Genomic DNA, 15,503 nt, shown 5'->3' on the forward strand with positions numbered 1-15,503 from the left:
ATCTACAGCCCCAACTAGTGGGGGTATTGCACGAAATAGACAGAGCAATGCCTGTTCATTTGCACTTTATCTATTATACACGTCTGCCCTAGTAATTTCAACGATTTTGTGAAAAAACTTTTTTATTGCTGATTTTATGATTTTCGGTCATGCAAAAAGGCTACAAATCGGCGGAATGATTTGTAGCCTTTTTAATTACGAGATTCTTAAAGTCACAAGTGCTGTTGTTAGTGCCACCAATACGAGAGCTGCTACCAAATCACACCAATGCCAATGCAGAATTCGGAACCTGGTTCTTTTTTTATCGCCTTGGTATCCTCTTGCTTCCATCGCGTCGGCAAGGTCTTCTGCTCGGTTGAAGGAGCTGACGAATAGCGGGATAAATATCGGCACGACGACTTTCATTTGTTCGAATAGGTTTCCTTCGCCAAAATCGACGCCTCTTGCTCGCTGGGCTTTCATGATTTTATCGGTTTCCTCCATTAAGGTTGGGATGAATCGTAGCGCAACGGAGATCATTAGTGCAATATCTTGAACTGGCATTTTGAAAATTTTAAATGGCCGTAGTATGTAAGCAATGGCGTCTGTCAGGTCCATAGGCGTCGTTGTCAGCGTGATTACCGTCGAGATGAAGATTATCAGCACGAAGCGAACGAACACGAATACGCCGTTGATGATGCCGAATGAGGAGATGGCGAATGGTCCCCAGCTAAAATAAATGGTTCCGCCGCTCGTGAATAGGGCTTGTAGCAGCACCGTGAAGAGGATTAGCCAGATGAGTGGTTTTACTCCTTTAATGAAAAAACGATACGATATCCCCGTCATGAAAATGACTCCAAACGAGAAGAGTGTTAGCAAGGCGTATGTTTGCCAATTGTTTGCGAGGAATAGAATACCGATGAAGTAAAATCCGGCAATTAATTTTGTTCTTGCGTCCAAACGATGAATAAGGGATTCCCCAGGCATAAAGCGCCCAAATATTAATTTATCTAGCATCAGAAATCCCCTCTTTTCTCATTATATATACTTAAAGATTAAACTTGCGGCGAGACAGACGACAATCGCGCTGTTCATGATAACGAAATTTTTGATGGAGATTACGAATGTTTTCGCCTTGACTTGCTCGGCGTTGAATTTCTGTAAATTTTTAAACACTGGGATAATCGCGATGAGCGTTACGAGCATGATTGGGCTAAGGAATCCGATGATGACGGAAACGATGATGGCCGCAAAAGATGCGTAGTACAGCGCGTTGAAGAGGACTACCGCGTATTTTTTGCTGATGTAATATGGCAAGGTGTAGCGGTGGTTCCGGATATCTTCCTCTAAGTCGCAAATGTTATTGGCAAGCATAATATTCGCAATCGTGAAAATGCACGGCAAGGAGACGACGGCTATTCGGATAACTTCTATTATATTCACTTTCACAGTAACCCATTCGCCCGACCAAATCAAGTTTGCAATTCCTGCGTCATAAGCGTTCACGTAAATCGCTAGGAACACGATGCCAAATCCCATCGTCACACCGGAAAAAATTTCGCCAAGCGGCATGCGTGACAACGGAACTGGACCGAACGTGTATAGAATCCCGATACAAAAGCAGACAAATCCGACGAGCAAAACTAACAAATCCGTTTCTACAACAAGCCAAACGCCCAGTCCTGTCGCGATCAAAAACATAACAAAAATCGTGATGATGACCGTTTTCTCCGATATTTGTTCTTGACCGATGACATTACTCGTTGTTCGATAGTCGTAATCATGATTATTTGTCGCTTTCCGGTAATCCATGTAATTATTGATAGCAGTCGTCGTCAAGTCGAAAATCAACATCGAGCCAAAGAAAATCAGCGTGTTTTCCCAATTAAATAAATCATATTGATATACCGCGAATAGTGTACCAATGATAAATGGAAAAACACTCGCAATTTTCGTCTGGATTTCTACCAATTTAAAAAAGGCTGGTATCGACACGTTATTACACCCCTTTTAGTCCGCCATTTGGAAATTCTTATCGGTTAGCTTGAACTTCCCTTTCAAACCGGATGTGATATATACTTTCTTCTCTTTACTTACAAAAATCGCTTCCACGCCTTTGTAGGTCTCAATAAATTTCATGCCACCTTCAATGCCTTTCGAGAAAGTCGCTGTAGATAATCCATCACCATCAATTGATTTTTCGGAGACAATGGATACACCTGCAATATCATTGGTGAACGGATAACCTGTTTTCGGATCGAGTATATGATGATATTTCACGCCATCCACTTCTAGGAAACGTTCATAAATTCCCGATGTGACAATCGATTTGTTCGCTTCCGGAATCGTACCAATGATCGTACCACGTGATTCAAATGGATCTTGAATGCCCACAACCCAATCGCCGCCTTTAGGACTATCACCTTTCACGATGATATTGCCGCCTAAATCGATAATCGCTGTCGTTACTTTATTTTCATCTAAAACTTTGGCTACTTCATCCGCAATGTAGCCTTTAGCAATCGCACCTAGATCCAGCTCCATGCCCTTTTCTTCTAGATAAACCGTCTTTTTAGCATCGTCTAGTTTCACTTTTTTGTAATCGATTAACGGAAGAACTGCATCGATTTCCGCTTGGCTCGGTTTTCTCGCGTCATCAAAGCCGATGTGCCATAGAGAAGTCAGCGGGCCGATAGTGATATCGAAACTACCACCCGAACTCGCGCTATACTTCAAGCCTTCTTTAATAAGGTAGTAAACATCATCGTTCACCTTCACAGGATTTTTACCTGCCGCCAAATTAACCTTATCTACTTCTGATGTTTTACCGCTATCACTCGTCGTAATTTGCTTATCTAATTCCTTGATTCGGTCAAAAGCTTTGAGAAGAACGTCCTCTTTTCCTTTGTCGTAAATTTTAATGACATTGATTGTCCCCATTAGAAAATCCGTTTTTGTATATGGTTGGGAAAGAATTTCTGAGTCATTATCCTCTGATGCGCTACTTTTCTTCGTATCATCCTTACCACAAGCCGTGACAACTAGCGCCAAAAGCATCAGCGTGATTAAAATATAAAATTTCTTCATTTAGATTGCACCTTTCAAATTGGAATGGAGTATGGCTATATCGCTATTTTAATGTATCGGTGATTAGAGTCCTTGTCAAGAAAGTCGAGTAGCCCAACAAAAAAGACTCCAGAGTTTTCGCTCTGAAGCCCTTCTACGTTACTTACTATTTACTTACTCAGAGTCTACTTTGTTGTAAACTTTAATCATATCTGTGTTACCAGATTGAGCTGCATTATAAAGTTGCGCTGCATAGATTTTGAATGCGTCAGATGAATGTGTCGCACCAGTTACTACTGCAACGTCTGCAGGATTTTGTTTGTCAACAAGCGCTTTGTTAAGTGTTGGAATGTATTCTTGTGGACCTACGCCAGTTTTTGCTTTCATGTTTTTCTCGTAGTCAGCGTCGTCTGTTTTCAACTTGCCATCTTTGTCTACATAGTTGTAATCAGATGTCGTAATTTTCCCATCTTTTACTTCCATTTTGAATACTAGACGGTAGTTGTTTGCATAGTTTTGCTCTTCTAGAGAATATGAACCATCTTGTAACGCTGCACCATTGTTGATTTCAATTGTCGCAGTGTCTGCACGTTGCGCCGCTTGAATCAGTTGGTTTGAGTAGTTGATGAATGAATCAGAAGAATGTGTTGCTCCTGTTACTACTTCTACGTCTGTCGCTGATTGCTTAGCTACTAGAGAATCATTCAAAGCTGGGATGTATTCTTGTGGACCTACACCAGTTTTTGCTTTCATGTTTTTCTCGTAGTCAGCGTCGTCTGTTTTTAACTTGCCGTCTTTATCTTTATAGTTATAATCAGATTCTGTGATTTTATTGTCTTTAACTGTGATTGTCATGAAACCTTTCCAACCTTTGTCGTCAAAGTTCTTTTCTTGCAATTTGTAAGTACCATCCGTCATTGTACCGTCTGTTTTAGCATCCGCTTTCTTCGTATCCGTCTGCTTCGTGTCGCTTGATTTGCTGTCACTGTCGCTACTATTGTCATTTCCACACGCTACTAACAACATGCTTGAAGCCATTACTGCCGTCAGGGCCATTACCAACTTTTTCTTCTTCATAAAATTTGCTCCCACCTTTTAAAATATTACTTGTGATGACATGAACAATGAAATTGACACGAAACCAACAAGCTCACCTTAATTCCACTTAAATATAACATTATTGTCTCAATTTGTCTACACACAGTATGCATGATTCGAAAACCAAGAATTTTCAGAAAGCGATTCTGTTCTTATTTTGCAATGATTTTTTTAAATTTTTCCCACTCAAATGGAGTTTGTTGCCCTGTGAAGCTTTTCACCTATAAATTCGCGTTTGCTTCACGTTTTTTGAGGGTAAAGACCCTAGACAGCCTTTGTTCTATCTGTTAAACTAGGTTAGGTTATCACTATAATGTTTTGGAACGCAGGACTTATAATTTTTGTGAATATACTTACAAGGAGTTGAGAAAGCATATGCCTGAAAAGAATATTGTTTTAATAGGGGCGGGATATGCAGGTGTACATGCGGCTAAGAAATTAGCGAAAAAGTACAAGAGAGACGAATCAGTAACCATCACGTTGATTGACAGACATTCTTACCACACGATGATGACTGAGTTGCACGAAGTAGCTGGGGGACGTGTTGAACCAACAGCGATACAGTATGATTTGCGTCATTTATTTAATCGTACGAAAGTGAAATTAGTGACGGACAACGTAACGCACGTTGATCACGAAACGAAAACGGTGACGACGGAAAATGGTAGCTATCCGTTTGATTACCTCGTTCTTGGCATGGGCGGCGAGCCGAATGACTTTGGAACGCCCGGTGTTAGCGAACATGGATTCACGCTTTGGTCTTGGGAAAACGCGGTTAAATTACGTGAGCATATCGAAACGGTTGTTCATGACGCTTCCGAGGAACAAGATGTAGCGAAACGCAAAGCCATGCTTACTTTTGCGATTTGTGGTTCTGGTTTTACCGGGATCGAAATGGTCGGGGAATTGCTTGACTGGAAAACGCGTCTTGCGAAAGATAACAAGGTCGATGTTTCTGAGATTGAATTGATTGTTGTCGAAGCGGCACCAACGATTCTGAACATGCTTGATCGTAAGGATGCTCAAAAAGCGGAAGACTTCATGGTTAAAAAAGGTATCAAGATTATGAAAGATGCTGCGATCGTTGAAGTTAAAGCGGAAAGCATCGTTTTGAAATCTGGCGACGAAATTCCAACGCATACATTAATTTGGACTGCTGGTGTTCGTGCGAATTCTGATACGAAAGATTACGGTATGGAAACAGCGCGTGCTGGTCGTTTGAAAGTCAATGAATACATGGAAGCTGAGAAGTTCGAAAACACGTACGTTATCGGTGACTTAGCTTACTATGAAGAGGAAGAAGGCAAACCGACTCCTCAAATCGTTGAAGCTGCCGAACAAACTGGGATGACTGCTGCGAAAAGCATCATTTCCGAAATCAGCGGAACGGAAAAAGAAGCCTACAAAGGGAAATATCACGGTGTCATGGTTTCGATTGGCTCCAAGTACGGTGTCGCTAACCTCGGCGGATTACGCTTGCACGGTTGGTTCGCGATTTTCATGAAACACATGGTTAACCTTTACTACTTCTTCGGAATCCGTAGTGGCTATTATATGGCGCAATACGTTTCCCATGAATTTTTCCATATTCGGGATAACCGGAATATTTTCCGTGGTTGGACGTCGCGTTACGGTAACGTGCTTTGGACATTGCCGCTTCGTATTTATGTCGGTTGGTTCTGGGTTGACGAGGCTCTTTCTAAGATTTACGGTGAAACAACGTGGGATAAAGTTAGCCTGACGAACTTGAAACCGTTATTCCAAGGACTCGGACCTGATTCATGGTTAACTGCGACAACTTCAAAAATGCCATTCGAATGGTTGCAAACAGACGCAACATCTGGTGCGTCACAAGCGGCCGGCGATGCTGCTGGAGCTGCTGCAACGAACGTAACAACACCAATTTTTGCGCATATGCCTGGTTGGTTTGAGTGGATTATGAAACTTATCATGCCAAACCTCGATGTTGCCCTTTTCATGCAAAAAGTCGTTCCGTTTGTAGAACTTGCTATCGGTCTTGCACTTGTGGTTGGTTTGTTCACTTGGTTAGCTAGTATCGGAAGCGCTGGATTCCTAGTAATGTTCACCCTTTGCGCTATGCTTGGTTGGGACAAATTCTGGGCGTTACCAGCTTCGATTGCTTTACTAAATGGCGCTGGACGTACATTTGGTTTAGACTATTGGGCTATGCCTTGGTTCCAAAAACATCTCGGGCGCTGGTGGTACGGCAAGGAAAGTTCCATCTACCGCGACAAATAATTTTATACGATTCAATCATAGCGAAAGGCAGCCGAAAAACTGCCTTTCGCTATATATTTTTGCGTGAGTGTATTACAATGAAGATAAAGCTAGTTAGAGGGGGAAAAGAAACGTGAAGGAATATTTACATATGGTGAAGCGTTGGGATGTCATTATTGTTGTGCTTTTGACCGTGCTTTCTTTTTTGCCTCTAGCTATTTTTACGTATGCGAAATCACAAGAACCCGCCCCACCTGCTGGATCGGAGTCGAAGCTGGTCGCGGTCATTAAGGTCGATGGCAAGGAGTATAAACGCGTCGATTTAACTGGTCACACGGGCGTTGATACGTTTAAAGTGACGGCGGATGATGGTGATTATAATGAGATTGAAGTAAAAGATGAGCGGATTCGGATTAGCGCTGCAAACTGTAATGATCAGGTCTGCGTTCGTGTCGGCGCGATTGGAAAACTTGGCGAGACGATTGTTTGTTTGCCACATAAAGTCGTGATTGAAGTGCAGTCGACAACTGGGGAGACAGAACCTGATGACGGGATTGTTATTCCGTCTTAGGGACAAGGGAGGTGTGTGTACATGACGAAGAATAAGCGTTTAGTTTATATTGCTTTACTGGCGGCTCAGGCGGTTGTCATTAGTTTGCTGGAACGCGCGATACCGTTCCCATTCGCCTTCGCACCTGGCGCTAAGCTTGGTTTGGCGAATATTATTACGTGTATTTCCTTGTACACGCTATCCACGAAAGACGCTTTTATGATTGTATGCATTCGGCTCGTGTTGGCTACCTTACTCGGCGGAACGATTTCAACGTTTATGTATAGCGCGGCCGGAGCGATTTTGAGTTTTGGCGGTATGTGGTTAGTGAAGAAGCTGGGACCTAAGCGCGTAAGTATTATTGGGGTCAGCACGACTGGCGGGATTCTACATAATGTTGGTCAGCTCGTGATTGCGAGTTGGATTGCTGGTAGTTGGAACGTTATGCTCTACTTGCCTGTCCTCTCGTTTATCGGTATACTATCAGGGATTGCAGTCGGAATCGCGGCCAATTATTTAATTAAAAATGTGCAAACGCTACGTGCTTTTAATAAAACGAATGAACCTATCCAAAACTAAGCGAAATGAGGATGAATTATGCAACTTCACCCGATGTGGGACGCCTATCCAAATCTGCAAACCGATTTGAAAGATGTACTCACAACTATCGAAAAAAGTATTCAAATTAGAGATAAGCAAGTCGAGAAAAACGTGAAAGACTTGATTCATGCTGGCGGTAAACTTTTGCGCCCGGCGTATGCGATGTTGGCCGCCCAAATCGGCCCTGATTGGGATCGCGATCGTGCCATTGCGGTTGCCGGTGCTTTAGAGGTATTACATATGGCGACGCTGATCCATGATGATGTTGTGGATGACGCTCCGACAAGACGCGGCATTCCGACGATTCACTCGAAATACGGGCGTAATTACGCGGTTTACACTGGCGACTATCTATTCTGCATCTGTTTTAAAATTTTATCGAGTCATGCGAGTTCCGTTGAGAATATCGAATTTAACAGCAAAAACATCGAGAAAATCCTGATGGGCGAACTCGATCAAATGCGGATGCGCTATGATATTAACGTGACGGTGCGTCAATATTTATCCCGCATATCCGGAAAAACAGCGCAACTTTTTGCCCTAAGTACTTTTTCTGGTGCGTCTCAAAGTAAGGCGACACGTTTTCAGGTACGTAACGCTTGGAATATCGGTCATTATCTCGGAATGGCTTTTCAAATTATCGATGATGTGCTGGATTATACAAGCTCCGATGATGGACTTGGAAAACCAGTTTTGAATGATGTCAAACAAGGCGTCTACACACTTCCACTTATCTACGCGATGCAAAAACATCCATCTGAATTCCAGCCACTACTCGAAAAGCAGCTCGACATGTCAGATAAAGATTTAGAGCAACTGCTCGCACTTATAGCCAAATATAAAGGCGTAGAGCAAGCTTTCACATTAGCCGACAAGTATACAAAAAAAGCGTTACGCGAAATCAAAAAACTCCCAGCAGGCGCTTATCGCGATCAAATGTACGAACTCACATCCTCAATTTTAAAAAGAGGAGGTTGAGACAAAACTCAAGACAAAGCTAAAGCGCTCTTCCATTTCTTCGGGTAGGACGAACATTCTGCTTTACACAAATCGAGCGAAAGCGTTTGTATTCAGGGGATTTGGTGGAAGCCGGAAGCGGAGCATACTGGTGTATGTGAGACCCGGAAGTCCGCCAAATCCCCTGAATGCGAGCGCTTGACGCCGATTTATCTGGGTTATGTCCCGAATTCCTCTTTTTCGTAAATTTGATTCCCACATACTAAAAAATCCGATTCCCCATAAAGAGGAACCGGATTTTTAAGTTGAAATTATTTAGAGATAGTCGCTACTACTCCAGCGCCTACAGTACGTCCACCCTCACGGATAGAGAATTTAGTACCTTCTTCAATCGCAACTGGTGCGATTAGCTCAACAGAAACCTCAACGTTATCGCCAGGCATAACCATTTCAGTACCTTCTGGAAGTGTAACAATACCTGTTACGTCAGTAGTACGGAAATAGAATTGTGGACGGTAGTTGTTGAAGAATGGAGTGTGACGTCCACCTTCTTCTTTTGATAAAACATACGTTTCAGCTTTAAATGTAGTATGTGGAGTGATCGAACCTGGCTTAGCTAATACTTGGCCACGTTGGATATCTTCACGAGCTACACCACGTAAAAGTGCACCGATGTTGTCGCCTGCTTCAGCGTAATCAAGTAACTTACGGAACATTTCTACTCCAGTTACAACGATTTTCTTAGTGTCTTCAACAAGACCGATAACTTCAACTTCGTCACCGACTTTAACTTGTCCACGTTCAACACGTCCTGTAGCAACAGTTCCACGACCAGTGATTGAGAATACATCCTCAACTGGCATCATGAATGGTTTGTCAGTGTCACGAGTTGGAGTTGGGATATAGCTATCCACAGCGTCCATAAGTTCGTTAACTTTTTCTTCCCATTCCGCTTCACCTTGAAGAGCTTTAAGAGCAGAACCTTTAATTACAGGAATGTCATCGCCAGGGAATTCGTATTCAGTTAATAGATCACGGATTTCCATTTCAACTAATTCTAGTAATTCTTCGTCATCTACCATGTCACATTTGTTCATGAAGACAACAAGGTAAGGAACACCAACTTGACGTGAAAGCAAGATATGCTCACGAGTTTGTGGCATTGGACCATCAGCAGCAGATACTACTAAGATACCACCATCCATTTGCGCAGCACCAGTGATCATGTTTTTAACATAATCGGCATGTCCTGGGCAATCTACGTGTGCGTAGTGACGGTTTTCAGTTTCATACTCAACGTGAGCAGTAGAGATTGTGATACCACGTTCTCTTTCTTCTGGAGCACCATCGATTTGGTCGTATGCAGAAGCTTCTGCAAAACCTTTTTTAGATAGTACAGTAGTGATTGCAGCTGTTAAAGTAGTTTTACCATGATCGACGTGTCCGATAGTACCAACGTTAACATGGGGTTTTGAGCGGTCAAATTTTTCTTTAGCCATTTTAATATTTCCTCCTTAATGTTTACAAAAATTATTGATAACACGCGGACTATGCCGCGCGAATCTCGTTACTATAGTTATACAGGATACAACAAAAGTTTGCAATCAATAGCGTTTCGAACCGTTCTCTTTCCGCCTAACTCGACCGCGCCTCCGAGCCTCAGTGTGCCGACGAATGCTTAGATTCTAGGCAATACCGAGTACCGGAGCGGAATGTACGACTGTACATCAACTGAAAACAGGGAGGGAGTCTTATCCCCGACCATGTGAGAAGTTATGCGTAGCTCTTCTGCGAAGAAGAGCACCGTAACGCAGGGATTAACGACGAAGATGAGTGTTCGTCGGCACACTGATTAGTCTTCTTTGTTGTTGCCGCCATTGGCTTTAATAATTTCTTCACCAACGGATTTTGGAACTTCTTCATAGTGATCAAACTGCATAGTGTAAACTCCGCGACCTTGCGTACTTGAACGTAGGTACGTAGCGTAACCAAACATGTTTGCAAGTGGAACGAATGCACGAACAACTTGAGCGTTACCGCGTGCTTCCATACCATCTACACGACCACGACGAGATGTGATGTTACCCATAATGTCTCCAAGGTAATCCTCAGGTACAATTACTTCAACATTCATCATTGGTTCCAAGATGACAGGATTACATTTCTTAGCCGCGTTACGAAGAGCCATAGAAGCAGCCACTTTAAAGGCCATTTCATTGGAATCGACATCATGGTAAGATCCGTCATAAAGTTTTGCTTTAATATCGATTAGCGGGAATCCTGCAAGTACACCATTACCTAGCGCGCCTTCAAGACCTGCTTGAACTGCTGGGATGTATTCACGTGGAACAACACCACCGACAATAGCGTTCTCGAATTCAAAGCCTTTTCCTTCTTCGTTAGGACCAAATTCGATCCAAACGTGACCATATTGACCCCGACCACCTGATTGACGAACAAATTTACCTTCGACTTGGGCAGATTGGCGGAATGTTTCACGGTAAGAAACTTGTGGATCACCCACGTTAGCTTCTACCTTGAACTCACGACGCATACGGTCAACAAGGATATCTAAGTGAAGCTCACCCATACCAGAGATGATTGTTTGACCAGTTTCTTGGTCAGTCTCTGTACGGAATGTTGGATCTTCTTCTGCAAGTTTTGCAAGAGCTTGACCCATTTTATCTTGATCGGCTTTTGATTTAGGCTCAATAGCAACCGAGATAACTGGTTCTGGGAATTCCATGGACTCCAAGATGATTTGTTGCTTTTCATCACATAGCGTGTCCCCAGTAGTTGTGTCTTTCAAACCAACAGCAGCAGCGATATCACCACAATATACGATCGAAATCTCTTCACGGTGATTAGCGTGCATTTGAAGGATACGTCCAACACGTTCACGTTTACCTTTAGATGAGTTTTGAACGTAAGAACCTGAGTTCAAAGTACCTGAGTAAACGCGGAAGAAAGTAAGACGACCAACATAAGGGTCAGTCATAACTTTAAACGCAAGAGAAGAGAATGGTTCATTATCATCAGGATGACGTTCCGCTTCTTCTTCTGTATCTGGTAAAATACCTTTAATAGCAGCAACATCAGTTGGCGCTGGAAGGTAATCTAGTACTGCATCAAGCATCGGTTGAACACCTTTGTTTTTGAATGCTGTACCACATACAACAGGGTAGAATTCAACAGCAAGTGTTCCTTTACGGATACCCGCTTTCAATTCTTCTTTTGTAGGCTCTTCACCTTCAAGGTATTTCATCATTAGTTCTTCATCTAAATCAGCAACAGCCTCAACAAGTTTGCCACGGTATTCGTCAGCAAGCTCTTGAAGATCAGCTGGGATTTCACGAATTTCAGGATCATTTCCTACATCATCAAGATAATACAAAGCGTTCATCTCAACTAAGTCAATGATACCTTCAAAAGTATCTTCCGCACCGATTGGTAATTGGATTGGGTGTGCGTTTGCATCTAGACGGTCATGTAATGTTCCGACAGAGTACAAGAAGTCAGCACCGATTTTATCCATTTTGTTTACAAATACTACACGAGGAACCCCGTAAGTAGTTGCTTGGCGCCAAACTGTTTCGGTTTGTGGTTCAACACCTGATTGTGCATCTAGAACAGCAACAGCACCATCTAATACACGAAGGGAACGTTCAACTTCAACAGTGAAATCTACGTGTCCTGGTGTATCGATAATATTTACGCGGTGACCTTTCCATTGCGCAGTTGTCGCAGCGGATGTGATCGTGATACCACGTTCTTGTTCTTGTTCCATCCAGTCCATTTGTGATGCACCTTCATGTGTTTCACCAATTTTATGAATACGCCCTGTATAGAAAAGGATACGCTCTGTAGTAGTGGTTTTACCAGCATCAATATGAGCCATAATACCAATATTACGCGTCTTTTCTAAGGAGAACTCTCTAGCCATGGGTATTTCTCCTTCCATTATTAACGATTTAGTTAGGCAACAAGCGTTGACCTAGTCGCGCGGATAAGACGAATCTTACCAGCGATAGTGAGCGAATGCTCTGTTTGCATCTGCCATTTTATGTGTATCTTCACGTTTCTTAACGGAAGCTCCAGCATTGTTAGATGCATCCAAGATTTCGTGTGCAAGACGTTCTACCATAGTTTTCTCTCCACGTAGACGTGAATAGTTAACTAACCAACGTAGACCTAGAGTTGTACGACGATCAGCACGAACTTCAATCGGAACTTGATAGTTAGCACCACCGACACGGCGAGCTTTTACTTCAAGAACTGGCATGATGTTTTTGATTGCTTCGTCAAATACTTCCATAGGGTCTTTTCCACTTTCTTGCGCGATGATATCAAAAGCAGAATAAATGATAGTTTGTGCTTTTCCGCGTTTACCATCAATCATAAGTTTATTGATTAGACGAGTTACCAATTTCGAATTGTACATCGGATCTGGTAATACGTCACGTTTAGCAACAGGACCTTTACGAGGCATTGGATATCCTCCTTTCAAAGAGTAAGATTTTTTATTCGTGCGCTGACAAACGCTCATTTCCGTCGTTAAAATCTCCGCTCCGATGCTCACGTACACTAGTACGCTCCGCTTCCGTGCTCGACTTTGCCTAGGAACTAAGCATTTGTCAACACACTGGGTTTGGCGATAAATCACGATAATGACTGTTTTTCAGCATTCTTGCTAAAGTTTTTATTATTTTTTAGGTTTTTTCGTTCCGTATTTAGAACGGCTTTGTCCTCTATTTTCAACACCAGCTGTATCTAGAGCACCACGTACGATATGATAACGTACCCCCGGTAAATCTTTCACACGTCCTCCGCGAATAAGTACAACACTATGTTCTTGTAGGTTATGTCCGATACCTGGGATATAAGCAGTTACTTCAAGGCCGTTAGTCAGACGTACACGAGCGTACTTACGAAGCGCCGAGTTAGGTTTCTTCGGAGTCATTGTACCAACACGAGTACATACACCACGTTTCTGTGGAGATGATACGTCTGTTAATGATCTTCTGAAAGTATTTAGGCCTTTGTTAAGTGCTGGAGAATCAGATTTCTTTGATTTAGATTGACGCGGTTTGCGAACTAATTGATTAATTGTAGGCATTTTTTGGTTTCCTCCTTCCGATTTTTCTAGAGCCACACATCCAGGTGGTTCATTTTTTCTTTAAAATAAAATTGCTGACAGGATATTTCCTAGCAACAGTTTCTATTCTCTATACCTCGTCACGAAGGAAGAGGCACCTTGGATATAATACCATTCTTCTTAGTGGATTGTCAAGCATTTCGACTATGTTTGTTGAGATAGAAAAAACAAGCGACAAACAGCGCTTTAATCGGCGTTTGTCGCTCGTCTTGATATAGGTTATTCGTCAACGTATGCGAGTCTATAGGAGATGTTTCTGCCAAATGGGTAGATTTGTACTCCTTTGACTGTTGGATCAAGTAGATACGCTGAGGCTCCTTGATAAAATGGTGCAATAACGGCGTCTGTTTGAATCAATTGTTTTTCGAGTTTGAGCATCTCATTCCAACGTTTTGCAGGAGCCGTTGCATAGGTGCTCTTGGCGTTATTTAATCCGGCATCATAGGTTGCACTGTCATACTTCGAAAAATTTAAACCACCATCCGATTGGTACACTTCTAAAAAGTTGATCGGATCGCTGTAGTCTGGTGACCACGTTCCGTAGAAAATGTCGTAATCTCCTGCGGTTGTCAGAACTAGCCTATTTTTTAATGGCACGCTTTTTAGTTTGATTGTGATGTCTGGGAGGTTCTGTTGGATTTCATTTTGTAGAAATTCGACGGTTTTCTTAGAGACTTCAGTGTCAGAAGATAGAACCTCCAAAGTGAGTTTGTCAACGCCGAGTTCTTTTTTTGCTGTTGCCCATTCTGATTTTGCTTTGTCAGGGTCGAATGTGACAAGGTCTCCGTTTTCGGTGCGGAAGTCTTTGTCGTTGCTTGGGTCTTTTGCAAAACCTGATGGGATGTAGCCATTTAGTGCTTTGGAACCGTCGCCGAGAATCGTGTCTGTGTATGCTTCTTTGTCAAATGCCATCGAGAGGGCTTTGCGTAAATGGATGTTAGATGTTGTTTTGCCGTCTTCGTTAAATCCTAGGTAGCCGATGAGTGATTTTTCTTTGGAATGGTAGGCTTGGTTGGCTTGGTATTGTCGGGCGAACTCGTCGGTGAGTGCGGTGTATTGGGCATCGCCTGTTTGGTAAAGATTGACCCCTGCGCCGGTGTCTTTGGCTACTTGGACGTCTACTTTGTTTAATGTTACATTATCTGCATCCCAGTAGTCTTTATTTTTGACGTAGGTCCATGATGTGCGGATTCCTGACCAGTTTTTTAGTAGGAATGGACCGTTTGATAGGACTGTATCGGCGGATGTGCCGTATTTGGAACCTGCTGCTTTCACGAATTTTTCGTTTTGTGGCAGGAATGGTGTGCCCGTGAGTAGTTTTGGTAAGTATGGAATTGGGTTTTCTAAGGTGATTTCGAGCGTTTTGTCATCGATTGCTTTGACGCCTAGCGTGTCTGGTGATGCTTTCTCGTTGCGGATTTGATTGGCGTTTTTGATGACGTCGAGTTGGTTCGAGCTTGGTGATGCGGTTTTTGGATCGACTACTTTTTGAAATGCAAAAACGAAATCGGCGGCTGTGACTGGATCGCCATTCGACCATTTGGCGTCGTCGCGAAGTTGGAACGTGTAGACTTTTTTGTCAGCGCTCACGGTTGGTTCTGCTTTGGCAATGCCTAGTTCCGCGTCGTTGTCTGGATTAACGCGGTACAGTCCTTCTGAAATTTGACCGATGGCGTCTGAGCTGAACGTGTCGCTGTACAGCGCGCTATCGAGTGTTGCGATTTCACCGGCCGATGTGACTTTGATTGCTTGTTTCGCGCCGTCATTTGCCAACTGCTCGTTTGCCTTGTCTCCTCCACCACATGCTGCAATGACAACACCGATGAGTGCTATTATCGTGATAAGTATCCCCGTTTTCAT

General features: G+C 42.9%; 13 protein-coding genes. 4 read left to right on the forward strand and 9 right to left on the reverse strand.

Features of this window, described 5'->3' with window-relative positions; genetic code table 11:
- Window positions 1–195 precede the first annotated feature (195 nt).
- The 4 genes from fmnA to pplA form a co-directional block, all read right to left on the reverse strand.
- Complete coding sequence (gene fmnA, locus HCJ66_RS04550) at window positions 196–996, reverse strand: FAD export ECF transporter transmembrane subunit FmnA (RefSeq protein ID WP_187132069.1); 801 nt, start codon at window positions 994–996, stop codon at window positions 196–198.
- Window positions 997–1,017: 21 nt separating this feature from the next.
- Window positions 1,018–1,974: a 1,4-dihydroxy-2-naphthoate polyprenyltransferase gene (gene menA, locus HCJ66_RS04555; protein WP_187132070.1), complete on the reverse strand. Its 957-nt coding sequence runs from the start codon at window positions 1,972–1,974 to the stop codon at window positions 1,018–1,020.
- A 15-nt stretch (window positions 1,975–1,989) separates the two neighbouring features.
- Entirely contained in the window at window positions 1,990–3,066 is a 1,077-nt protein-coding gene (locus HCJ66_RS04560) for an FAD:protein FMN transferase (protein ID WP_187132071.1), read from the reverse strand.
- Window positions 3,067–3,219: 153 nt separating this feature from the next.
- A complete protein-coding gene (gene pplA / locus HCJ66_RS04565) occupies window positions 3,220–4,122 on the reverse strand; it encodes an extracellular electron transfer flavoprotein PplA (protein WP_187132072.1) in 903 nt (300 codons plus the stop codon).
- 396 nt (window positions 4,123–4,518) lie between these two features.
- Here pplA and HCJ66_RS04570 point away from each other — a divergent pair, with 396 nt between their 5' ends.
- The 4 genes from HCJ66_RS04570 to HCJ66_RS04585 all read left to right on the forward strand — a co-directional run bounded on the left by HCJ66_RS04570 (window position 4,519) and on the right by HCJ66_RS04585 (window position 8,509).
- A complete protein-coding gene (locus HCJ66_RS04570) occupies window positions 4,519–6,402 on the forward strand; it encodes an FAD-dependent oxidoreductase (RefSeq protein WP_187132073.1) in 1,884 nt (627 codons plus the stop codon).
- A gap of 112 nt (window positions 6,403–6,514) precedes the next feature.
- Window positions 6,515–6,952 (forward strand): NusG domain II-containing protein, encoded by a 438-nt coding sequence (locus HCJ66_RS04575; RefSeq protein WP_181676471.1) that lies wholly within the window; start codon window positions 6,515–6,517, stop codon window positions 6,950–6,952.
- Window positions 6,953–6,973: 21 nt separating this feature from the next.
- Entirely contained in the window at window positions 6,974–7,510 is a 537-nt protein-coding gene (eetB, locus tag HCJ66_RS04580; protein ID WP_036060247.1) for a flavinylation system FAD exporter subunit EetB, read from the forward strand.
- An 18-nt stretch (window positions 7,511–7,528) separates the two neighbouring features.
- Entirely contained in the window at window positions 7,529–8,509 is a 981-nt protein-coding gene (locus tag HCJ66_RS04585) for a polyprenyl synthetase family protein (RefSeq protein ID WP_187132074.1), read from the forward strand.
- A gap of 290 nt (window positions 8,510–8,799) precedes the next feature.
- On the opposite strand, the gene tuf is transcribed toward HCJ66_RS04585, so the two are convergent.
- The 5 genes from tuf to HCJ66_RS04610 all read right to left on the reverse strand — a co-directional run bounded on the left by tuf (window position 8,800) and on the right by HCJ66_RS04610 (window position 15,503).
- A complete protein-coding gene (gene tuf, locus HCJ66_RS04590; RefSeq protein WP_187132075.1) occupies window positions 8,800–9,987 on the reverse strand; it encodes an elongation factor Tu in 1,188 nt (395 codons plus the stop codon).
- Between the two features lie 353 nt (window positions 9,988–10,340).
- Window positions 10,341–12,431: an elongation factor G gene (gene fusA / locus HCJ66_RS04595; protein ID WP_187132076.1), complete on the reverse strand. Its 2,091-nt coding sequence runs from the start codon at window positions 12,429–12,431 to the stop codon at window positions 10,341–10,343.
- A 75-nt stretch (window positions 12,432–12,506) separates the two neighbouring features.
- Window positions 12,507–12,977, reverse strand: coding sequence for a 30S ribosomal protein S7 (rpsG, locus tag HCJ66_RS04600; RefSeq protein WP_036065477.1), 471 nt, complete (start codon window positions 12,975–12,977; stop codon window positions 12,507–12,509).
- Between the two features lie 213 nt (window positions 12,978–13,190).
- Entirely contained in the window at window positions 13,191–13,604 is a 414-nt protein-coding gene (gene rpsL / locus HCJ66_RS04605) for a 30S ribosomal protein S12 (RefSeq protein ID WP_036094375.1), read from the reverse strand.
- Between the two features lie 258 nt (window positions 13,605–13,862).
- Entirely contained in the window at window positions 13,863–15,503 is a 1,641-nt protein-coding gene (locus HCJ66_RS04610) for a peptide ABC transporter substrate-binding protein (protein ID WP_187132077.1), read from the reverse strand.

The sequence above is a fragment of the Paenilisteria portnoyi genome (assembly GCF_014322795.1).
Taxonomy (GTDB): Bacteria; Bacillota; Bacilli; order Lactobacillales; family Listeriaceae; genus Listeria_A; species Listeria_A portnoyi.

Bases quoted from the DNA above. Each gene is read 5' to 3' on its own strand.
- fmnA (WP_187132069.1), bottom strand. From the start codon at position 996: ATGCTAGATAAATTAATATTTGGGCGCTTTATGCCTGGGGAATCCCTT.
- HCJ66_RS04560 (WP_187132071.1), bottom strand. From the start codon at position 3,066: ATGAAGAAATTTTATATTTTAATCACGCTGATGCTTTTGGCGCTAGTT.
- pplA (WP_187132072.1), bottom strand. From the start codon at position 4,122: ATGAAGAAGAAAAAGTTGGTAATGGCCCTGACGGCAGTAATGGCTTCA.
- HCJ66_RS04570 (WP_187132073.1), top strand. From the start codon at position 4,519: ATGCCTGAAAAGAATATTGTTTTAATAGGGGCGGGATATGCAGGTGTA.
- eetB (WP_036060247.1), top strand. From the start codon at position 6,974: ATGACGAAGAATAAGCGTTTAGTTTATATTGCTTTACTGGCGGCTCAG.
- HCJ66_RS04585 (WP_187132074.1), top strand. From the start codon at position 7,529: ATGCAACTTCACCCGATGTGGGACGCCTATCCAAATCTGCAAACCGAT.
- tuf (WP_187132075.1), bottom strand. From the start codon at position 9,987: ATGGCTAAAGAAAAATTTGACCGCTCAAAACCCCATGTTAACGTTGGT.
- fusA (WP_187132076.1), bottom strand. From the start codon at position 12,431: ATGGCTAGAGAGTTCTCCTTAGAAAAGACGCGTAATATTGGTATTATG.
- rpsG (WP_036065477.1), bottom strand. From the start codon at position 12,977: ATGCCTCGTAAAGGTCCTGTTGCTAAACGTGACGTATTACCAGATCCG.
- rpsL (WP_036094375.1), bottom strand. From the start codon at position 13,604: ATGCCTACAATTAATCAATTAGTTCGCAAACCGCGTCAATCTAAATCA.
- HCJ66_RS04610 (WP_187132077.1), bottom strand. From the start codon at position 15,503: ATGAAAACGGGGATACTTATCACGATAATAGCACTCATCGGTGTTGTC.